Annotated in this window: 20 protein-coding genes; 8 read left to right on the top strand and 12 right to left on the bottom strand. The window is 59.4% G+C overall.

The features are described from left to right. Positions 1-320: 320 nt before the first annotated feature. The 6 genes from hemP to Q7T10_RS17665 form a co-directional block, all read right to left on the bottom strand. Positions 321-518: a hemin uptake protein HemP gene (hemP, locus tag Q7T10_RS17690; protein WP_304750764.1), complete on the bottom strand. Its 198-nt coding sequence runs from the start codon at positions 516-518 to the stop codon at positions 321-323. Between the two features lie 14 nt (positions 519-532). Beyond that, the gene (locus Q7T10_RS17685) at positions 533-943 is read right to left on the bottom strand and encodes a biopolymer transporter ExbD (RefSeq protein WP_304750763.1); all 411 of its coding nucleotides are present in this window, start codon (positions 941-943) and stop codon (positions 533-535) included. Positions 944-953: 10 nt separating this feature from the next. Then, complete coding sequence (locus Q7T10_RS17680) at positions 954-1,664, bottom strand: MotA/TolQ/ExbB proton channel family protein (protein ID WP_304750761.1); 711 nt, start codon at positions 1,662-1,664, stop codon at positions 954-956. A 28-nt stretch (positions 1,665-1,692) separates the two neighbouring features. Beyond that, positions 1,693-2,331 (bottom strand): energy transducer TonB, encoded by a 639-nt coding sequence (locus Q7T10_RS17675; protein WP_304750759.1) that lies wholly within the window; start codon positions 2,329-2,331, stop codon positions 1,693-1,695. Between the two features lie 264 nt (positions 2,332-2,595). Beyond that, entirely contained in the window at positions 2,596-3,279 is a 684-nt protein-coding gene (locus tag Q7T10_RS17670; RefSeq protein ID WP_304750757.1) for a Fe2+-dependent dioxygenase, read from the bottom strand. Between the two features lie 18 nt (positions 3,280-3,297). Then, positions 3,298-5,457: a TonB-dependent siderophore receptor gene (locus Q7T10_RS17665; RefSeq protein ID WP_304750827.1), complete on the bottom strand. Its 2,160-nt coding sequence runs from the start codon at positions 5,455-5,457 to the stop codon at positions 3,298-3,300. Positions 5,458-5,719: 262 nt separating this feature from the next. On the opposite strand from Q7T10_RS17665, the gene Q7T10_RS17660 reads away from it, so the two are divergent. Further along, the gene (locus Q7T10_RS17660) at positions 5,720-6,919 is read left to right on the top strand and encodes a DUF1513 domain-containing protein (RefSeq protein WP_304750755.1); all 1,200 of its coding nucleotides are present in this window, start codon (positions 5,720-5,722) and stop codon (positions 6,917-6,919) included. A 10-nt stretch (positions 6,920-6,929) separates the two neighbouring features. Here Q7T10_RS17660 and Q7T10_RS17655 read toward each other — a convergent pair whose 3' ends face one another. The 4 genes from Q7T10_RS17655 to Q7T10_RS17640 all read right to left on the bottom strand — a co-directional run bounded on the left by Q7T10_RS17655 (position 6,930) and on the right by Q7T10_RS17640 (position 10,416). Continuing rightward, positions 6,930-7,202, bottom strand: coding sequence for a hypothetical protein (locus Q7T10_RS17655; protein ID WP_304750753.1), 273 nt, complete (start codon positions 7,200-7,202; stop codon positions 6,930-6,932). 5 nt (positions 7,203-7,207) lie between these two features. Further along, positions 7,208-9,142, bottom strand: a complete 1,935-nt coding sequence (gene feoB, locus Q7T10_RS17650; RefSeq protein WP_304750751.1) for a ferrous iron transport protein B — start codon at positions 9,140-9,142, stop codon at positions 7,208-7,210. Further along, positions 9,139-9,387 (bottom strand): FeoA family protein, encoded by a 249-nt coding sequence (locus tag Q7T10_RS17645; RefSeq protein WP_304750749.1) that lies wholly within the window; start codon positions 9,385-9,387, stop codon positions 9,139-9,141. Before Q7T10_RS17645 ends, feoB begins: the two co-directional genes overlap by 4 nt. Before the next feature lie 207 nt (positions 9,388-9,594). Then, on the bottom strand, positions 9,595-10,416 hold the full coding sequence (locus Q7T10_RS17640; protein WP_304750747.1) for a pyruvate, water dikinase regulatory protein: 822 nt from the start codon (positions 10,414-10,416) through the stop codon (positions 9,595-9,597). Positions 10,417-10,650: 234 nt separating this feature from the next. Here Q7T10_RS17640 and ppsA point away from each other — a divergent pair, with 234 nt between their 5' ends. The 7 genes from ppsA (at position 10,651) to dnaB (ending at position 18,574) form a co-directional block, all read left to right on the top strand. Continuing rightward, on the top strand, positions 10,651-13,044 hold the full coding sequence (ppsA, locus tag Q7T10_RS17635; protein ID WP_304750745.1) for a phosphoenolpyruvate synthase: 2,394 nt from the start codon (positions 10,651-10,653) through the stop codon (positions 13,042-13,044). A 45-nt stretch (positions 13,045-13,089) separates the two neighbouring features. Beyond that, complete coding sequence (locus tag Q7T10_RS17630) at positions 13,090-15,405, top strand: VC_2705 family sodium/solute symporter (RefSeq protein WP_304750743.1); 2,316 nt, start codon at positions 13,090-13,092, stop codon at positions 15,403-15,405. 116 nt (positions 15,406-15,521) lie between these two features. Next, positions 15,522-15,887 (top strand): 30S ribosomal protein S6, encoded by a 366-nt coding sequence (gene rpsF, locus Q7T10_RS17625; protein WP_304750741.1) that lies wholly within the window; start codon positions 15,522-15,524, stop codon positions 15,885-15,887. A 23-nt stretch (positions 15,888-15,910) separates the two neighbouring features. Then, entirely contained in the window at positions 15,911-16,210 is a 300-nt protein-coding gene (gene priB, locus Q7T10_RS17620; protein ID WP_304750738.1) for a primosomal replication protein N, read from the top strand. A gap of 29 nt (positions 16,211-16,239) precedes the next feature. Continuing rightward, the gene (gene rpsR / locus Q7T10_RS17615; RefSeq protein ID WP_304750734.1) at positions 16,240-16,524 is read left to right on the top strand and encodes a 30S ribosomal protein S18; all 285 of its coding nucleotides are present in this window, start codon (positions 16,240-16,242) and stop codon (positions 16,522-16,524) included. Positions 16,525-16,535: 11 nt separating this feature from the next. Then, positions 16,536-16,988, top strand: coding sequence for a 50S ribosomal protein L9 (rplI, locus tag Q7T10_RS17610; protein WP_304750732.1), 453 nt, complete (start codon positions 16,536-16,538; stop codon positions 16,986-16,988). A 179-nt stretch (positions 16,989-17,167) separates the two neighbouring features. Continuing rightward, the gene (gene dnaB / locus Q7T10_RS17605) at positions 17,168-18,574 is read left to right on the top strand and encodes a replicative DNA helicase (RefSeq protein WP_304750730.1); all 1,407 of its coding nucleotides are present in this window, start codon (positions 17,168-17,170) and stop codon (positions 18,572-18,574) included. A 131-nt stretch (positions 18,575-18,705) separates the two neighbouring features. Here dnaB and Q7T10_RS17600 read toward each other — a convergent pair whose 3' ends face one another. Both Q7T10_RS17600 and Q7T10_RS17595 read right to left on the bottom strand, forming a co-directional pair. Continuing rightward, positions 18,706-20,421 (bottom strand): PhoH family protein, encoded by a 1,716-nt coding sequence (locus Q7T10_RS17600; RefSeq protein ID WP_304750728.1) that lies wholly within the window; start codon positions 20,419-20,421, stop codon positions 18,706-18,708. Positions 20,422-20,596: 175 nt separating this feature from the next. Further along, the gene (locus tag Q7T10_RS17595) at positions 20,597-21,082 is read right to left on the bottom strand and encodes a peroxiredoxin (RefSeq protein WP_304750726.1); all 486 of its coding nucleotides are present in this window, start codon (positions 21,080-21,082) and stop codon (positions 20,597-20,599) included. Between the last annotated feature and the right edge of the window lie 115 nt (positions 21,083-21,197).

Below are 21,197 nucleotides of genomic sequence, written 5' to 3'. Positions count from 1 at the left end.
AACTCCTTTGAGGTTGAAGAAAAAATAACGTGAAGCGTTTGATTGCTGCGTTGCACAAATTATAGCGAGTGACTATGCAAATGGTCGTTCAATAAATTAAAACTATTTATAGGAAAAAGCTATTGAACTGGCCTGTTGCTTTCTCGGTTTCGGAAATCGGGAGGTCTTGTGGTTCTTCCGACAGATCGTTCAGGCCAGTCAGAACCCAATCCCGGTAAGCGACAAGGGCTTGCGGACTGTGCCGCAAGCATCGAGAGGGTGATAAGTAAATTGCTATAAATAAGATAGCAATATACCAATATTGGACGAGGGCTCAGGCCCTATTTCGTCAAAATCAGCTTGCCCAGCTTGGTTGTCTGCAGCCGGTAGACGCAACCGTTGTGCTCAATCGCGACAGACTTCTGGCCCTTGAACAGGTCGGTACTGTGAACGGCGACGGGCCGTGCTGCGGGAGACTGGCCGGCTGGGGTGCCAGCCAGATGGGAGGCGGGTTCTGGAGCCGGGGCGCGGGATTGCATCATCAGGCCTGAAATCAGTTCTTCGGTTCGGTGATGAAGCCGATCTTTTTGATGCCGGCGCGCTGCGCAGCCGCCATGGCTTGTGCCACGCGCTCGTAGCGCACGTCCTTGTCGCCCCGGATGTGCAGATCGGGTTGCGGGTTCTTCGCCGCTTCGGCCTCCAGCAGGGCGGGCAGGCTGGCGTCGTCCACGCGCGCCTCGTTCCAGTAGTAGCTGCCTTGCGCGTCCACACTGAGGCGGATGGTCTGCGGCTTGACCTCCTGCGCCTGATTGGTGGCGCGCGGCAAGTCCACGTTGACCGCGTGCTTCATGACCGGCACGGTGATGATGAAGATGATGAGCAGCACCAGCATGACATCCACCAGGGGCGTCATGTTGATCTCGTTCATCACCTCATCGGGTTCGTCCTGTGTTCCGAAAGCCATGATGGTCCCCTTAAGCCTTCTTCATCGGCACGACTTTGCCGTCACCGCTGCCGACGCGGGCACCGGTGACAAAGTAGGCGTGCAGATCGTGGGCGAAGCGGTTGAGTTTGGTCAGGATGGATTTATTGCCCCGCACCAGCGCGTTGTAGCCCAGGACGGCCGGAATCGCCACGGCCAGGCCCAGGGCGGTCATGATGAGCGCCTCGCCAATGGGGCCGGCCACCTTGTCGATGGTCGCTTGTCCTGCTGCGCCAATGCCCAGCAGCGCGTGATAAATGCCCCAGACCGTACCGAACAAGCCCACGAACGGGGCGGTTGAGCCGACCGACGCCAATACGGCCAGGCCCGACTGCAGGCGCGCCGTGCTGTCGTCGATCGAGTTGCGCAGACTGCGCGTGATCCAGTCGCTGGCGTCCAGGGTGTCGTGCAGCTGCACCTTGGTATTGCGGTGATGGGCCGTGGCCTCACGCCCGGCCAGCGCCAGCTGACGAAACGGGCTGCTGTCGTCGCCTCCGAGTCGGGCCAGGCCAGCGGCAAAGTCTTCGCTGTGCCAGAAGTCCTCGGCCCGTCCGGCGAGTTTTTTGTATTTCAGGATGTCCAGGGCCTTGAGGACGATGACCATCCAGGAAGCCAGCGACATGGTGAGCAATACCAAAGCCACGGTTTTCGTGACCCAGTCACCCTGGGTCCAGACATTGACCAGGCCGAGTTGTGATTCCATAAAGAACTCCAGAGAAAAGATAAATGAACTATTCAAGAACGAAGCTGATGGGCACGTTGAACCACATCGCTTCAGGTATGCCCGCGCGCTTGCCCGGCACGTAACGCCAGCGCATCACCGTGGCCAGCGCGGATTGATCCAGCCGGTCAAAACCGCTGGACTGTTGGATTTCTGCTTTTTGCGCCGTGCCGTCCACGCCGATCAGCACACGCACCACGACCTTGCCCTGTTCGCCCAGCCGTTTGCTCAAGGCCGGGTAGGGTGGCTTGGGGTTTTGCAGGTAGTCGGCGTCGCTTGATGGCAACTCCACCCGGGCAGGCGCGGGCGGCGCCGCGGCGACGGGCGTGGCAATTGCGGGGAGGCTCGGCTGCGGTGCCGTGACGCCGGCCGGCGCATTGGGTGAGGGCGTCGGGTCGGCAATGGCGATGGGCTGGGGGGCAACGGTCCGGACCGGAACCGGCGCTTTGGCGACTGGCTGTCTGACGGCTACCGGGGGCGCCGGCGGTGGGGGCGCGACTTTGGGCGCGGGGGGCTCAATGAACTCGCTCAGGATTTCTGCCGGCACTACCAGTTCGACGGCGCGGCGCAGCAAACCCGTTTGCAGAGCCCATAACGCGGCGATGTGAAAAACGACCACGCTGAGGGCGATGATGACGTTTCGGTTCATGCCGGGAAAATTGTGGGGGCGTTCAGATAAAACCATAGTTTAGAAGCTTACAGCCTCGCATCAGGACGTGGCTACTTGCGAAAAATCCAGCACGCCGAGCAAATGACCAAGGCCAGGCTGGCGCCAAGTGTTGCGACGAATTCCATATGCATCGATTGATTGTGAATGGTATTTATTATAAATGAGAATGAATCGCATTTGCAACAATTGGGTTTGATTTTGTGTCGCTTCTGCTGGCTGTGCGCGCAGGTCGGCAATGCATTGTCAGGTGTCGGCCCACATGCGCAGCAGGTTGTGATAGGTGCCGGTCAGCCCGGTGGTCTCGGCGGTTTCACCATGGCGCTCACGCAGGCGCAGCAGGTTCATGTCCAGTTCATACAGCAGGCGACGCTGCTCGTCGCTGCGCACCATGCTCTCAATCCAGAAAAAGCAGGCCAGGCGGTGGCCGCGCGTCACGGGTTTGACCTGGTGCAGGCTGGTGCCGGGGTACAGCACCATGTGACCGGCCGGCAACTTGACGGCTTGTTCGCCGTAAGTGTCTGAAATACACAGTTCGCCACCCTCGTAGTCGGTTGGGTCGGACAGAAACACCGTGCACGACACATCGGTGCGAACGCGCTGGCCGGTACCTGGCAAGTACCGCACGGAGCCATCAATATGGTTGCCGTAGTAATTGCTGTCTCCGCCGTAGCGGTTCAGTCGCGGCGGAAACACCCGTTTGGGCAAGGCCGCCGAAAAGAAGAGCGGATTGGCGTCCAGCCCCCGCAGGACCATGGCGCGTATGTCACGGGCAGCGTCGCAATCATGCGGCAGCTGCTCGTTGTTCTTGACCTGGGCCGCCTGCACGCCCGCGCCCGGCCGTCCATCGCCCCGGGGTGCGCTGGCCAGGAGGTTCTGGGCGTGGCGCACTTCATCAGCAGTCAGGATGTCGGGAATGTGGAGCAGCATGGCGTTGGCTTGAAGGGTTTAGAACTTGGCGTTGAGGGTCAGTTGCACGGTACGGCCAGCCCCCGGAATGTAGTGGCCGGTGTAGAGCGCATCCGCGTACAGCTTGTTGGTGATGTTGCTCACATTGCCTTTGAGCGTGAACCGGTCATTGATCCTGTACTCCGCCATCAGGTCGGCGGTCACGTAGCTGTCTACCGTCCAGCCGGGGTTGCGAATCGGTGTCTGCTCACCGCGGAAGTTCACACCCAGGCCTACGCGCCACTGCGAGGTGAGCTGGTAGGTATTCCACACCGTGCCGCTGTGCTCCGGGGTGAGCGAGGGGCGCGTGCCCTGGCCCTCCGAGCCGGCCACGCCAATGTCGATGTTGGCCTCGGGTATCCACATGTAGGAGCCATAGATCTCCCATTGCGGTGTGAGCTTGCCCGCCACATCCACTTCAAAGCCTGCCACATGGCGCTTGCCCGAGAGAGTCACCAGATTGACCAGCGGGTCGGTGTTGCGTTCATGCAGCTTGGTCGAGCGGAACAGCGCCAGACGGGTGGTGAAGCGTTTGTCGGCCGAATCGAGCTTGGCGCCCAGCTCCAGGTTGATGCTTTGCTCTGGTGGAATATCCTGGTTGTTGGCGCTGAGTGAATACGCTTCACCCGAGGTGTTGAAGGAGGTGGCAGCCGAGAAATGGTAGGACTGCAACTCATTGGGCTGGTACAGCACGCCCACCCGTTTGCTGATCTCGGACACCTTCATCAAATAGCTGGTGGTGGTGACGGGGCCCGCCGCGTTGTTGGGAATGGCGAAAGTGCTGTAGTCGCCCGTCAGGTTGTCATAGCGCAGGCCTGCCAGCAGTTTCCAGTGCGGCGCCACCTGCACCAGGTCTTGCACGTACAGGCCGTAGCCGGTGGAGTCGAACTGATTGGTCTGGCGCAGCACGCGGGACGATTCATTGATGGACGCGCCGTCATCCGGCGTGCCCGCGGTCGTGCTGGGCTTGGTCAGGTTGACGCCGCCTTGGGCTGCGGTGCGGGCCGCGTACACCTGGCGCTTTTCATCGGCAAAGTCTGCACCGGCCAGCAGTTCGTGCTGCAGGCCCAGTGCCTTGAACTTGGCGCTGTAGTCGCTTTGCAGATACAGCGTGTCCATGTCCTGGATCTTCAATTGGGTGCCGCGATTCAACACTGTGGCGCCGGAGAAGTTGGCCAGGTTGGTGCCGCTGGCCAGACGCACCGTGCCAGCGCGCTGGTCGCGCTCATAGCTTCCTTTACGGACGGACGTTTTCAGTTCGCTGTCATCCTGAAAGCGGTGGGTATGGCTGGCGGTGACGTGCTGGGCGCTGCCGCCGTTGTAGTCGCTGGCCATGCCAAAGTAGGCGCTGGGATCGAGTTTGTCGATGAGCGTTGTGTCTGATACCGGGGATGCGGCGGTGGGCCGGATCCACGGCATGCCGTAGTTCATGCCGTTGTTGTTTTGCAGGTCGTAAAGGCCTACAGAGAACTCGTCCCTTGTTCCAATGCCAAAGCGGTAGGTGGCGGCGATGCCTTTTTTGTCCAGGCTGCTGCCAGCGCCATTGTTGTCGGCCCTGGTTGCCATCGCGTTGATGCGCAGCGCGGCGTTTTCGCCTGTCTGGATGTTGAAGTCACCCGTGGCGCGGAGGTAGTTGTGACTGCCCGCCGTGATCGAGATTTCGTTTTCGTCCATGGTGCGGGGCTGTTTGCTGACCTGATTCACCGCGCCGCCGGTGGAGCCGCGGCCAAACAGCATCGAGGCGGAGCCGCGCAGTACTTCCAGCCGATCCAGGTTGAAGGTGTCGCGCTCGTAAAACGCCGGATCGCGCATGCCGTCAATGAAGACGTCGCCCGTGGCTTGCAGGGAGAAGCCGCGCAGCCGAATGTCTTCCTCGCCGCCTTCTGCCGCCAGGAAGGAGATGCCGCTGGTGTTCTTCAACGCCTCTTTGACGGTGTCCAGGTTGCGGTCGTCAATCAGCTTTTCAGTCACAACGGTCACCGACTGGGGAATGTCGCGCAGTTGCTGTTTGCCCTTGCCAATCGTGGTGGTGGTCGCGCGCAGGGCATCCTTGCCCTCGGGTGCTTCGGCTTTTTCCTTGACCACGACGGGTTTGAGGGTCTTGTCCGGGTCGGCGGTGGTTTGCTGTGCCATGGCGTTCATCGAGCCCGCCAGCAACATGGCCCCCAAGGGAAGCAGGGGAGATGATTTTGCTATTAGTTTAATAGCTGGCTGTGCAATAGACACGTGGGCTAGAGCCTTTTTTTGCTGTATTTTTGAGCGTTTGGACATGGTAGTGGTCAGGTTCAGGGAGTGGCTGGCTGGCTGAATCCGCAAACGCCAAACGAGTGCGCGGTGTGGCTGGCTTAATTGGTGATGCAGATTAATTATAAATGCGAATCGTTATTAGTTACAATCGTGTTTTAATTTTTTAACTTGCATGATGAAAAAACGTTGTTTCCTGGAAGGCGCCTCGGTGGCGTTTGCTGCATCCCTGATGCCTGGCGTTGCTGCAGCGCAGTTGTCGACCCCTGCCAAATCACAGGCCTCGCCGGATGAGCCAGTGGCTATTCCCGCAGCGCCACCTCAGTCACTCACACTGGCCGCTGCCTGGCGCAGCCGCGCCGGCGTGCCGGGTAATTTCGTCGGCCTGTTGCAGATCGATTGGTCTGCCGGGCTTGTTGAAGTGAGGTCCGCAGTGCCGGTGCCGACCCGGGCCCACGGCCTTTTGGCCGAGCCGGGCGGTGGCTTTGTCGCCGTGGCCAGCCGTCCGGGGCAGTGGCTGCTGCGCTGCGATGCGCAGGGTCAGGTTGTGCAATGGCACCGAATGGACAGCGAGGCCGAGGGGCGCACACTGGACGGTCATGTCTGCGCCAGTCCCGACGGCGAGTGGCTTTACACCGCCGAGACCAACCCCCTGTCTGGTCAGGGCTGGGTCGGTGTGCGCGAGCGGCGCAGCCTGCGCAAGGTCGCGCAGTGGCGCACGCACGGTGTGGAGCCACACCAGTTGCTGGTGGATGCGACTGGCGCGCTGATGGTGGCCAACGGCGGCATCCTTCGAGCCGAAGCGGACAAGAAACGTGATCTGCACTTGATGGATTCGTCGCTGGTCCGACTGGATCCTGTCACTGGTGAGCGACTGGGTCAATGGCGTTTGAAAGACCAGCGGCTGGGGATGCGGCATCTGGCCTGGAGTCATCCGCAACCTGATGCCGGTGAGTCAGGGAACCACAGGCCCCTGCTGGGCATCGCTCTGCAAAACGAACATGACGACCTGATGCTGCGCAGAAGTTCCCCGGTGCTGGCGGTGTGGGACGGTGACAAGCTGCTGACACCAACGATGCTGCCCGCAGGCGGTGGCTATGCCGGGGATATTGCCGCCGGGCCGCAGGGCGGGTTTGTGTTGAGTTGCCAACGCACCAACATGGCTCTGCAGTGGTCTCCAGAAGCGCCTGCTGATCTGGTGGTGGTGGCGAACTTGCAGGAGGTGGGGGCGCTGGCGCCTTGGGGACCGGCGAAGCAGCCGCAGGGTGTTCTGCTGGGTGCATCCCGAGGGGTAGGGCGCTGGCATCCGGCGATTGCGCCAGGTTTTCTGAAATGGCCCGACGCCATGGCCGTTGACAACCATTGGGTCGTGCTGTGATCCCTGGCCGTCAGGGCTTCCGGGGATGCCACTTCACTGCTTGTGGGGTGGCGGCAGTGGAGGGGCAGGCGCCGCCGCAACTCGAACCACAAGCGCCGGTGGCTGTGGGTTGCCGCAGCCTTGCTGTGACAAAGGCCGGGAGCGGGAAGCGCAGCAACAGCTGTCTCAACGGTCGTTTGACAATGTCGGGGGCGAGCGTGAGCAGACAGTACACGCCGCAACCCACGACCAGTGCAGCAACCACCAGAAACTGGAAAACGTCAAACAGGAAGTGCGCGTTCATGGTGGTCAATTGTGCGTGAGTGCCGTCACAAGGCGAAACGTGATGAACGATGCCAGGTAGGCCAGGGCAAACAGGTAGGCCGCCATCAAGGCCGGGTAGCGCCAGGAGTTGGTTTCGCGTCTGACCACGACCAGCGTGGAGATGCATTGCGGCGCAAACACGTACCAGGCCAGCAGCGAATAGGCCGTGGCCATGGACCAGCCCTGGGCAATGATGGGCCCGAGTGCCTGGGCCGTTTCCTCGCCCGTGGACGACAAGGAGTAAACGGTCGCCAAGGCGCCCACGGCAACTTCGCGTGCCGCCATGCCCGGCACCAGCGCGAGAGAAATCTGCCAGTTGAACCCAATCGGGGCGAAAACATATTCCAGCGCGTGGCCCAGCATGCCGGCAAAGCTGTATTGAATGGCGGCCCCAGTGGCCCCCGGCGGCGGGCCGGGGAAGCTGGACAGGAACCACAGCAATACCATCACGGCAAAAATGATGGTGCCGACCCGCTGCAAAAAGATGGCGGCCCGTTGCCACAGCCCCAGCAGCAAGTTGCGCAAATTGGGCGTGCGATAGGGGGGCAATTCGAGCATCAGCGGCTGGTAGCTGCTTTTCATCCAGGTGCGCTTGAAGATCCAGGCCACCGCCATGGCTGACAGAATGCCGGCAGCGTACAGGCCAAACAGGGTCAGGCCCTGCAGATTGAACATTCCGACATCACGTGCTGGAATGAAGGCCCCGATCAACAAGGCGTAGAGAGGCAGCCGGGCCGAACAGGTCATCAACGGCGCAATCATGATGGTGGCCAGTCGGTCCCGCCAGTTCGGGATGGTGCGGGTGGCCATGATGCCCGGAATGGCGCAGGCAAAGCTGGACAAGAGAGGAATGAAGGCGCGACCCGACAGGCCCACCTTGCCCATCACGTTGTCCAGCAAAAAGGCAGCACGCGGCAGATAACCCGAATCCTCGAGCAGCAGGATGAAGAAGAACAAGATCAGGATTTGCGGCAAGAACACCACCACCCCGCCCAGGCCCGCCACCACGCCGTCTACCAGCAGGCTTCGCAGCATCCCTTCCGGCATGTTTGTCCGGATGAAGTCGCCGATTGCGGCCACGACCTCCTTGATGGCGTCCATCGGCACGTTGGCCCATGAAAACACCGCCTGAAAAATCATCATCAACAGAGCTGACAGCAGCACCAGTCCCCAGACCGGGTGCATCACCACGGCATCGATGCGGTCGTTGAAGCGCTTGATGCGGGGCGCTTTGGGGACCGTCACGGCGAGGATACGGTTGACCTGCTGTTGCAGCAGCAGCTGGTCAAGCGGCACCTGGTGGGAGGGATCGGGGCGCTCAATTTTCCGAGTCTGGGTTGCCAGGGCCTGCTGGGCTGCTGCCAGCAGGGCTTCGCGGCCATTTTCTACAGCGTGACCTGTCCAGCGCGCCATGCCCTTGCCGAGCAGGCTGTTGTCGATGGCGACGGTCTCCACCACCGGCAGACCGAGTTCGGCGCTGAGCTTCGTCACGTCGATTTGCAGACCGTGCGCTCGCGCCACATCCATCATGTTCAGGGCTACCACCATGGGCTGGCCCAGCGCGCGCAGTTGCAGCACCAGTCGCAGGTTCATGCGCAAATTGGTGGCATCCACCACGGCCACGATGGCGTCGGGCGGTGTTTCTCCAGAACGAAGCCCCATCAGCACATCATGCGTCACCGACTCGTCGGCGGTCGTGGGGTTCAAGCTGTAGGTGCCCGGCAAATCGACGATGGAGATGGTACCTCCGTCGGCCAGCTGGGCATGGCCTTGCTTGCGTTCCACCGTGACTCCGGCGTAGTTGGCGACCTTCTGGCGTGCCCCGGTGAGCAGGTTGAACAGCGCAGTCTTGCCGCAGTTGGGATTGCCCACCAACGCAACGTAGGACTGGCGCGCAGCCATGGGCGTCATTGGGTTCATGGCTGTCCCGCCACAACGCAACTCTGGACCTGGATGCAGGAGGCTTCAAGGCTTCGGAGTGCAAAAACCGTCTCTCCAATTTGCACCGCGATGGGTTCCCGCCCGCCTGGTCCACGTCGCAGGACGGTGACTATTTCACCGGGCAAAAAACCCAGCTCAGCCAAGCGGCGCACGACACCCGATTCACCGCCCGCACCCGCTGGCTCAACCAGGCCGAGGACGGTTGCGCTGCTGCGGGGCGCCATCTGATCGACGGAATTGCAGACTGTGGGCGTTGCGATCGTCTTCAGTGGCCTGGGTAGCATGGGCGTTGTGGTGTGAATTGGGGCGCGGACTTGCGGTAATGATTGACCATCATCCTGGCTGCCCAATGCCAGTATACGCAAAATCCATGCAAATAGCAATGATTCTCAATAAGATCCTCCGCTCGACTGCGAGCCGCGGGATCCAGATCAATAAGCGAGCCGCTCCGGCCTGATTTCCTGCAGGATGGTGGTCGCGATCTCTTCGATCGATTTGGTCGTGGTTGACAGCCAGCGGATACCGGCGCGTCGCATCATGGCCTCGGCCTCATTCACTTCCATTCGGCAGTTTTCCAGTGACGCGTAGACCGAGTTGGGTCGGCGCTCGTTGCGAATCTCGCTCAGGCGTTCGGGCTGGATCGTCAGGCCAAACAGTTTGTGCTGGTGCGCTTTCAGCGCTGGCGGCAAATGCCGGCGTTCAAAGTCCTCAGGAATCAGCGGGTAGTTGGAGGCCTTGAGCCCGTATTGCATCGCCAGGTAGAGCGAGGTCGGCGTCTTTCCGCTGCGGCTGACACCCACCAGAATGACATCGGAATGCTCCAGGTCGCGGTGGGACTGTCCATCGTCATGGGCCAACGAGAAGTTGATGGCTTCAATGCGCGACTGGTATTCCTTGCTCTTGCTGGCGTCGCTGAAGCGGCCAACGCGATGGTGGGACTTGATCTGGAGCTCGGTCTCAAGCGGATGCACGAAGGTGCCGAACATGTCCAGCAGCATGCCCTGGCAGCCGTCGGTGATGACCTTGAGCACCTCCATATTGACCAGCGTGGTAAACACAATCGGTCTCTTTCCGTCCACGATTCCTGCATGATTGATCTGGCGCACGGCCTGGTGGGCCTTGTCCACGGAGTCAATGAAGGGCAGGCGCACGTGGCGCGCTTTGGTTTCAAACTGGGCCAGGATGGCATTTCCAAAGGTTTCCGCGGTGATGCCGGTGCCATCGGAAATAAAAAATACAGTTCGGTTGGACATGATGGGGGGATGGGTAAGGGCTCGGTTGGCTTTCAGCATTCTGCAAGGACGATCTGCATTGTCAGCCGGTTCGCGACCTACAATGGCGACAATCTAACCGAATTCTTCCGTGTGCCGCACTGGCCGACCAGAACAAAAACAACAAAGTCAGGCTGCGCGCACGGGCATAACCAGCGCCACCAGAACGCTTGGCGTCGTGCTTCGATCCGCTTTTAACTTCTGGAGCTATGTCCCATGTCTGCACTTTTCAATCCGACCGCGTTGGTCGTGCCGTTTGAAAACCTGAGAATGACCGATGTCGAGGCGGTTGGCGGAAAAAACGCCAGCCTCGGCGAAATGATTTCCAATTTGCCGTCGGGGGTCAAAGTGCCCACCGGTTTCGCAACGACGGCACACGCTTTCCGCGATTTCCTGGCCTATGAGGACTTGAGCGGCCGGATCAATGCCCGCCTGAGCGCCCTGGACACCGAAGACGTGAGGGCGCTGGCGCAGGTTGGCGCCGAGATTCGCGCCATGGTCGAGGCCCAGCCCTTTCCCGCCGATCTGGAGCAGGCTATTCGTGCCGCATTCATCACCCTGAGCTCGGGCAATCCGGAGGTCTCATTTGCGGTGCGCTCGTCCGCCACGGCAGAGGATCTGCCAGATGCCTCATTCGCAGGCCAGCAGGAAACCTTTTTGAACGTGATCGGGATCGACGAAATTCTTCACAAAATCAAGGAAGTGTTTGCCTCCTTGTACAACGACCGCGCCATCAGCTACCGCGTGCACAAAGGCTTTGCGCACGAGCATGTGGCCCTGAGCGCAGGTATTCAGCGCATGGTGCGCTCGGACCTGGGGGCAGCCGGCGTCATGTTCACCATCGACACCGAGTCCGGTTTTCAGGATGTGGTGTTCATCACCTCCAGCTACGGACTGGGTGAGACCGTGGTGCAGGGCGCGGTGAATCCCGACGAGTTCTACGTGCACAAGCCGATGCTCAAGGCCGGCAAGCGTGCCGTGATCCGTCGCAGTCTGGGCTCCAAGCTGATTCAGATGCAGTTCACAACGCCGCAGGAGAAGGCCGTCAGCGGCAAGCTGGTCAAAACCACCGACGTGCCCACCGAGTTGCGCAACCGTTATTCCCTGACCGACGCCGATGTCGAAAAATTGGCCGCCTATGCGATGGTGATCGAGGCGCACTATGGCAGGGCCATGGACATTGAATGGGGTAAGGACGGCCTGGACGGCGAACTCTATATTCTGCAGGCCCGTCCAGAAACCGTGAAGAGCCAGGCCGCGGGCAAGGCGGAATACCGTTACAAGCTCAAGGGCAAGAGTGCCGTGATTGTTGAAGGCCGGGCCATCGGTCAGAAGATCGGTACCGGGCCGGTTCGCATCGTGCACAACCTCAGCGAGATGGACAAGGTGCAGCCCGGCGACATTTTGGTGACCGACATGACCGACCCCAACTGGGAGCCGGTGATGAAGCGGGCATCCGCCATTGTCACTAACCGTGGCGGGCGCACCTGCCATGCCGCCATCATCGCGCGCGAACTGGGTATCCCGGCTGTGGTGGGTTGTGGCGATGCGAGCGAGGTGTTGAAGGACGGCATGCTGGTGACAGTCAGTTGTGCCGAGGGTGACACCGGCTTTATCTACGACGGTTTGCTGGAAACCGAAGTCACCGAAGTCCAGCGCGGCGAGATGCCCGAGATTGCCGTCAAGATCATGATGAATGTCGGCAATCCGCAGCTGGCGTTTGACTTCTGCCAACTGCCCAATGAAGGTGTCGGTTTGGCGCGCCTTGAGTTCATCATCAACAACAACATTGGCGTGCATCCGAAGGCGATTCTCGACTATCCCAATATCGATGCCGATCTGAAAAAAGCGGTCGAATCGGTCGCGCGTGGCCATGCGTCGCCGCGCGCGTTCTACGTCGATCGGGTGGCCGAGGGCGTCGCCACGATTGGTGCGGCCTTCTGGCCCAAGCCCGTCATCGTGCGTCTGTCGGATTTCAAGAGCAACGAATACCGCAAACTCATTGGCGGCAGCCGTTACGAGCCGGAGGAAGAGAACCCGATGCTCGGTTTCCGGGGTGCCGCGCGATACGTCAGTGCCGATTTTGGCGAGGCCTTCGCCATGGAGTGCGAGGCGCTGAAACGTGTGCGCGAGGACATGGGACTGAGCAACGTCCAGGTGATGGTGCCTTTTGTGCGAACGCTGGGGCAAGCCAAGAAAGTGACTGAACTGCTGGCCGCTCATGGGCTGAAACGCGGTGAAAACGGTCTGAAGATCATCATGATGTGCGAGATTCCCAGCAACGCCATCCTGGCGAATGAGTTCTTGCAGTACTTTGATGGCTTCTCGATTGGCTCCAACGATCTGACCCAGCTGACCCTGGGGCTGGACCGGGATTCCGGCCTGGAATTGCTGGCAGCCGACTTTGACGAGCGCGACCCTGCCGTCACAGCGCTGATCAGTCAGGCCATCAGTGCCTGCAAGGCGCAGGGCAAATACATCGGCATATGTGGCCAGGGTCCCAGTGATCACCCTGATTTCGCCGAGTGGCTGGCAAAGGAAGGGATTTCATCGATTTCCCTGAATCCGGATTCTGTGGTTGCCACCTGGCAGAGGCTGGCCAAACAATAGAAAACACCTATGGCCTGTGGCGCCACAGGCTGTCATGATCCAGCGATGTTGAATCCAGCGGTGGGTGTGGGGGGGGAAGAATTCAGGCCGATTTCAGGCGGTCTTCGCTTGCACGGCTGGCTTCTGGCAATTTGGTTTGCAGCATCGTTTGGCATCGTTTTCTTCGCGCATGACCTGCAGATGATTGTCGGCAGCTGGCCGGTGGGCTACTGGTTTGCGGCGCAAGGTAGCGTATTCGTTTTTATTGCCATCGTCGCCGTGTTTGCCTGGGTTGCCAACAGGCGGGACGGCGAAGTCTCCACCGTTGATGCTGCGTATATCGCCTACAAGCATCGATTGAATCGCAGATTTGCCGTTTACGTCGTGGCCTTGCTGCTGTTTCTGCTGGCGCTGGCGCTGGCTGAGAGGTGGGGTCTTAAAAAGACATGGGTGGGCGGCATATTCCTGTTCGCCACGCTCGTCTTGTACGCCGTGATCGGCATTTATGGCCGCACTTCGGATGCTTCGGAATACTACGTTGCCGGACGCAGCATCCCGGCCGTCTACAACGGCATGGCGACCGCCGCAGACTGGATGAGTGCGGCATCATTCATCAGCATGGCTGGCGGGCTATACCTTCAGGGCTTTTCCGGCAGTGAGTCGCAGCCCGGCGGGCTGGTTTATGTTTTGGGTTGGACGGGTGGTTTCTGTCTGGTTGCGCTGCTGGTGGCGCCCTATCTGAGGAGGCTGGGCCTCTACACCATTCCTGACTATTTTGGCCTGCGTTTCGGCAGTCGCTGGCCACGGTTGATTGCGGCATTTGCAGCGGTACTGTGTTCCTTTACCTATGTAGTAGCGCAGATCTACGGTGTCGGGTTGATCACTTCACGTCTGACAGGCGTCCAATTTGAAGTCGGCATTCTGCTGGGCCTCGGTGGTGTTCTGGTGTGTTCATTTCTGGGGGGCATGCGGGCCGTGACCTGGACGCAGGTGACGCAGTATGTCGTCTTGATTCTGGCTTTCCTGATTCCGGTTTCATGGCTGGCGTACAAGCAGCTGGGCAACCCCCTGGCGCCGTTTGTTTACGGTCAGCAATTGCAGAAAATCAGTGAACTGGAGCAGCGACTCTCCAATTCGCCCGCGGAGTTGCAGGTGGTCAATGAGTATGCCCGGCGTGCTCGGGACTATGAGTTGAAGTTGCGCAACGTGGATGCATCACTGGAGAGTGAGCGCAGCGCGCTGAGGGAGAGAATTCGTTCGTTGAACAATCAACGGGCTGATGAGTCGGTCATTGTCGCTGCCAGACGTGAGCTTGTGGCACTGCCCAAAGACGGGGTGTCTGCCCGCGAGCGCTGGACACGCGCCATGCAGGACAACCTGGATCGGGCGAAACCCCTGGCTGGCATGCCGCCCCACACCAAGCCCTTCGCCGGCGACCCCAAAGGGAACGTGGATGAGCAACAGGCGTTTGACTTGTCGCGACGCAACTTTCTGGCCCTGATGTTTTGCCTGATGGTGGGTACGGCCGGCTTACCCCATTTGCTGACCCGTTTCTACACGACTCGCTCGGTGGCTGAGGCGCGCACGTCGGTGGCCTGGTCGCTGTTTTTCATCGCGCTGCTGTACTTGTCGGCCCCTGCCTTGGCTGTCCTTGTCAAATTTGAGATCATGAGTCAACTGGTGGGGCAGAATTTCGACTCCCTGCCTGCATGGATTGCCCAGTGGGCGAAGGTGGATTCAACATTGATCTCGGTCAGTGACGTGAACGGGGACCACATCCTCCAGTTCTCGGAACTCAGGCTGGGGGCCGACATCGTGATGCTGGCGACACCTGAGCTCGGCGGCATGCCGTACGTCGTCTCCGGTCTTGTGGCCGCTGGTGGACTCGCTGCTGCCCTCTCCACGGCGGATGGCCTGCTGTTGACGATTGGCAATGCGCTGGCGCATGACTTCTTCTTCAGGGGCGAGAGTGACCAGGCTGGCGCGGTTCGAAGGGTGATGTTGTCGAAGTTCGCGTTGCTGGTGGTGGCCCTGGCCGCCGCCTACGTGGCTGCTCAACGCCCAGCCGACATCCTCTATCTGGTATCAGCCTCGTTTTCTCTGGCCGGGGCGGCATTTGTGCCGGCGATGGTGCTGGGGATATTCTGGTCCAGGACGACCGACAGGGCGGCCGTCGCGGGCATGATCGCGGGCCTCGGATTGACGATCTACTACCTGGTGATCAATGCCGTACCTGTCCGGTCTGCCTTCGGTCTGGGTGGCACGGGGTTGTGGTTTGGCATACAGCCTGTTTCTGCCGGTGTCTTCGGCGTCTTTGGGGGGCTGGCGGTGATCGTGCTGTTCAGTCTCCTGTCCCGCCCGCAAGTTGTCTCGGAAAACTGATTCAGGCATGCGACCGATGCATGGCATATAATGTTGGGCTTCGCCTTGCCACACCTCAATTAGACGCTGAGGGTGGCTTTTTCTGCCCAACTTCGGGCCATCCATAAGGAGTATCAATGCGTCATTACGAAATCATTCTCATGATCCACCCGGATCAGAGCGAGCAGGTTCCCGCCATGCTGGAACGTTACAAGGGCATGATCACGGCCGGCGGCGGTAAAGTGCACCGTGTCGAAGACTGGGGCCGTCGTCAGCTGATCTATATGATCAACAAGCTCGCCAAAGCCCACTATCTGTGCGTCAACATCGAAGCCGATCAGGCTGTGATGGCGGAACTGGAACACGCGTTCAAGTTCAATGATGCCGTGCTGCGTCACCTGACAGTTTTGAAGAAGAAGGCTGACACCGGTCCTTCTTCGATGATGAAAACAGTCGAACGTGAAGACGCCCGCAAGGCCCAACAGGCTGAGTACCAGGCCTGACGGCATTTTTGCCAGCGAGGAGCGTGAACCACGTTGTCAACCAGCTTGTTCTGACTGCCTGTATCGCCGAGATTGATGTCTTGCGTTACACGCCAGCCGGATTGCCTGCACTGAACATGAGACTCGAACATGAGTCAGACCTTCAGGAAGCAGGGCAGACAAGACAGGTCAAGGCAGCAATTAAAGCAGTGGCTTTTGGTGCAATGGCTGAGCGGCTTGCAAAGCAAGCCATCGGCAGTGCCTGGAAGTTCAACGGTTTTCTGGCGACCCCCCGCAATGGCAAACACGTCGTGTTTCACATTCAAGAATTTCAGCAAGATTAACGAATTCGTAAAAATTTAAGGAGTCCATCATGGCCGGACCAAAACGTTTCAATAACAAAGACAAGCGCCCCAAGCGCCCAGCCCAGAATCTGCTGTTCAAGCGCAAGCGCTTTTGCCGCTTTACCGTGACTGGCGTTGAAGAGATCGATTACAAAGACATCGACACGCTGCGCGATTTCATTGCCGAAAACGGCAAGATCATCCCCGCTCGCCTGACTGGCACCCGTGCCATTTTCCCGCGCCAGCTCAACACCGCTATCAAGCGCGCGCGTTTTCTCGCGATGCTGCCGTACAGCGATCAGCACAAGATCTAAGGAAAACGACCATGCAAATTATTCTGCTCGACAAGGTCGTGAACCTTGGCAATCTCGGTGAAGTCGTTCGCGTTAAAGACGGTTATGCCCGCAACTTTCTGATTCCCTCTGGCCGCGCCCGTCGCGCCACGGCATCGGCAAAGCAGGAGTTCGAAGCCAAGCGCGCTGAACTCGAAAAAGCCGCTGCAGCCAAGTTGGCTGAACAGCAGGCTGTGGGTGAAAAGCTGGCGGGCACCACCTGCAAGCTGACCCAAAAGGCCGGTGTGGATGGTCGTCTGTTTGGTTCTGTGACCAACGCCGACATCGCTGAAGAGCTGACCAAGAACGGCTACAAAGTGGCCAAGGCGCAAATTCGCATGCCGAATGGCCCGATCAAGGTCGTTGGCGACAGCACCGTCAGCGTGGCATTGCACACCGACGTGGTTGTGGATATCACGGTTTCGGTATACGGCGAAACAGCTTAAACAGCTGCGTTCCGCTAGAAGCCGTCGGGGTTGCAAAGCCCCGGCGGCTTTTGTATTGGTGGCGCTGCTTGTCCCGCGATTTCCACAGTTTGTGCACAGCTTATAAGAGACTTGTGCCCAGCATTTCACTCGACGCCGGACCAGCGCTGGCGTAGCATCGAACGCTCAAAGGAAATTTAATGTCTGCTGTACTTTCTGCTGTGGGTGACGACTACGGTCAAGACCGGCAAGTGGCGCAATTGCGCATACCACCGCACTCCATCGAGGCAGAGTCCAGTGTGTTGGGCGGGCTGTTGCTGGATAACGGCGCCTGGGACCGTGTGGGTGACTTGCTGGCGGAGGGTGACTTTTACCGTTACGAACACCGCATGGTGTTCAGCGCCATCGGTGCCCTGATCAACGCCTCCAAGCCGGCCGACGTGATCACGGTGTTTGAGCAACTGCAAAGTCAGGGCAAGGCCGAGGAAATCGGCGGCTTGAGCTACCTCAACTCACTGGCCCAGTATGTGCCCAGCGCCGGCAATATCCGGCGCTACGCGGAGATCGTTCGTGAACGCTCGGTCCTGCGCAAGCTGGTGAGCGCCAGTGACGAAATATCCACCAACGCCTTCAATCCCAAAGGCCGGCCCGTAGCTGCCATTCTGGACGAGGCCGAGCAAAAAATCTTCAACATCGGTGAAGAGGGCGCCCGCACGAAGCAGGGTTTCCAGGCCATGGATACCTTGGTGGTGGATCTGCTGGATCGGGTTCAGGAGATGGCCGACAACCCCAATGATGTGACCGGCGTGCCGACCGGGTTTTATGACCTGGACCGGATGACGGCCGGTTTTCAGGCGGGTGATTTGATCGTGCTGGCGGCTCGTCCGTCGATGGGAAAAACGGCGTTGGCCATCAATATTGCGGAGCATGTGGCACTGAACGAAGGTCTGCCAGTCGCCGTGTTTTCAATGGAAATGGGCGCGGCGCAATTGGCAGTGCGTATTGTGGGTTCGATCGGGCGTATTGACCAGGGCCACTTGCGCACCGGCAAGCTGACCGACGACGAATGGCCGCGTTTGACTGAAGCCATCGAAAAGCTGCGCACCATTTCTTTGCACATCGATGAAACAGCCGGTTTGACCTCCAGCGAACTGCGTGCCAACGCCAGACGCCTGTCGCGTCAGTGCGGCAAGCTCGGGCTGATTGTGGTGGACTATTTGCAGCTGATGAGCGGGTCCAGCAACGATGGTGAAAACCGTGCCACCGAGCTGGGCGAGATCTCCCGCGGCCTGAAAATGTTGGCCAAAGAGTTGCAGTGCCCGGTGATTGCCTTGTCCCAGCTCAACCGCAGCGTGGAGCAGCGCCCCGACAAACGCCCCATGATGAGCGACTTGCGCGAGTCTGGCGCTATTGAGCAGGATGCGGACATCATCATGTTCATCTACCGCGACGAGTACTACACCAAGGATGCCTGCAAGGAGCCTGGGGTGGCAGAGGTCATCATCGCCAAGCAGCGTAACGGCCCGACAGGCGTGGTGAAGCTTGCCTTCCTGCGGCACATCACGAAATTCGAGTCGCTGGCATCCGGAGGCAATGGGGACTTTTAGGTCGAATTGGCCTGCAGCCCTTGATTTTATTGCCTGAGTAGCTATTTAATATATAGCGCTCAATGCCGGCATGCGCCGTCTGCCCCAGACCCTGTGGGGACGGGAGCAGGCGTGGCGTCAGCGAGAAAAAGCTACAGGACTTCGCTGGCAAAGTCTGCCAGCCGTGACCGCTCGCCACGTGCCAGGGTGATGTGTCCCCCGTGCTGCCAGCCCTTGAATTTGTCAACGGCGAAGGTCAGGCCGGAAGAGCCCTCGGTCAGGTACGGCGTGTCAATCTGGGCCAGATTGCCCATGCAAATGATCTTGGTGCCCGGACCGGCACGGGTGATCAGGGTTTTCATCTGCTTGGGCGTCAGATTCTGCGCTTCGTCGATGATGACGTACTTGTTCAGGAAGGTGCGCCCGCGCATGAAGTTCATGCTCTTGATCTTGATGCGACTGCGGATGAGTTCACTGGTGGCGGCGCGGCCCCATTCGCCGGCGCTGGTGTCTGTCTTGCCCAGCACCTCGAGGTTGTCATCCAGTGCGCCCATCCAGGGGCCCATTTTTTCTTCTTCCGTGCCGGGCAGAAAGCCGATGTCCTCTCCGACACTGACCGTGGCGCGCGTCACGATGATTTCGGTATAGCGTCGATCGTCCAGCACCTGGGTCAGACCGGACGCCAGCGCCATCAAGGTTTTGCCGGTACCGGCCGTCCCCGTCAAGGTGACAAAGTCAATCTCGGGGTCCATCAGCAGGTTCATGGCAAAGTTTTGCTCACGGTTGCGCGTGGTGATGCCCCATACCGCGTTCTTGAGGTGCGTGAAGTCCTTGAGGGTTTTGAAGACGGCCGTCTTGCCACGAATTTCCGTGACCCTGGCGTACAGGCTGGGCTCGCCGGGGGACTCGAAATAGACAAACTGGTTGATCAGAAGACTGGGGACGATGGGGCCGGTAATGCGGTAAAAGGTGTGCGCGCCCTGCTGCCAGCTCTCCACTGCCTGGCCGTGGGTGGTCCAAAAATCGGCGGGCAGTGAGATGGAGCCGGCATACAGCAAGTCACCGTCTTCCAGCGTTTTGTCGTTCTGGTAATCGTCGGTGGCCAGACCCAACGCACGCGATTTGACGCGCATGTTGATGTCTTTGGACACCAGAACGACTTCCCGTGGCGCATGTTGCAGGCGCAGCGCATCCACGACTCCCAGAATCTGGTTGTCCGCCTTGCCTTGGGGCAGGCTGGTGGGCAGCGTGTAGTTCAGAAGCTGGGTCTGGAAAAACAATTTGCCGCGTGCCTCCCGGTGGCCCGTAGTGTGCAGCGGCAACCCGGTGGTGATGTCTGCACCTTGATGGGCAGCCAGGGCGTCCAGCGTCCGGCTGGTTTGTCGTGCATTGCGGGCGACTTCGGTCATGCCTTTTTTGTGGGCATCCAGTTCTTCCAGAACGATCATGGGAAGAAAGATGTCATGTTCCTCGAAGCGGAACAGGCACATGGGGTCATGCAGGAGCACGTTGGTGTCCAGCACAAACAGTTTGGCGGGCCCGGTGTGCTTTGCTCTCCTGGATCTGGCTTCAGCCGGTGCTTGAGGCTCTGCCGGCGCCTTGGCTTCGGGACGGTTTTTCCGGAGTGAGGCATCGGCCCGGGGCGTCTTCGCACGCGTTTCCGGCGCCCCTTTTTCCAGAAAAGAGACGGCAGGTACCCCGGTGGCCGTGGGCTCGGGTGTCTCCCGCGCTTGCGGTCTTTCGGCAACGGAATGCTCAGTCAGCGAAGATTCAGGCCTGCGTGACTTGGGCTGAACTCGGGCCGGCACATCGTAGTCTTTCTCGGACAGCAGCGCGGCGCGTTTGACAGGGGCGGTTGGCAATGGCATGGGTTAGGCTTGCTCGCAAAAAGTTAAATGAATATGGGCTTTAAAAGCAAAAAACCGCCTGGAGACCAAGGCGGCTTTTTGTTTGAGAGCGGTTGCACATTTGAAGGGCATATGACCCATTATGCATAAACTTTGAAGATATCAACGCCCCATGGAGGACGCTCTCCATCCATCCTCAGACCAGCGCAGCAGTTTTCTTCAGCGCCTTGACGGCCTTCAATACGTCGTCCACATGGCCTGGCACCTTGAGGCCGCGCCATTCTTCCTTGAGCAGGCCATCGGCGCCGATCAGGAAAGTGCTGCGCTCAATGCCTTTGACCTTCTTGCCGTACATGATCTTGTTCTTGACGACGCCGAACATGTGGCACATTTTTTCTTCGGTGTCGGCGATCAATTCAAAGGGGAGTTCCAGCTTGGTCTTGAACTCGTCGTGGGATTTCATGTTGTCGCGCGACACGCCAAACACGGTGGCGCCAGCCTTCACAAAGTCTTTGTATTTGTCGCGGAACTGCATGGCCTCTGTGGTGCAGCCCGGGGTGTTGTCCTTCGGGTAGAAGTAAAGGATGACGACTTTTCCGAGGTGGGAGGTGTTCGAAACCCTGATACCACCAGTGGCATTAGATTCAAATTCAGGGATGGGTTTATTGACAACAATCGCCATAGTTCTTAAATCTCGTGTGACAGGATGCGTCATTCGCTCAAGTCGTGGGCACTATCCTGTGACAGCTCTCCGGCGCCCCCGACTACAACCGATGATTTTACCCCGAAAACTACTT

The organism is Rhodoferax sp. (assembly GCF_030646845.1).
Lineage (GTDB): Bacteria > Pseudomonadota > Gammaproteobacteria > Burkholderiales > Burkholderiaceae_C > Rhodoferax.
This window is presented reverse-complemented; position numbering and strand designations above follow the sequence as displayed.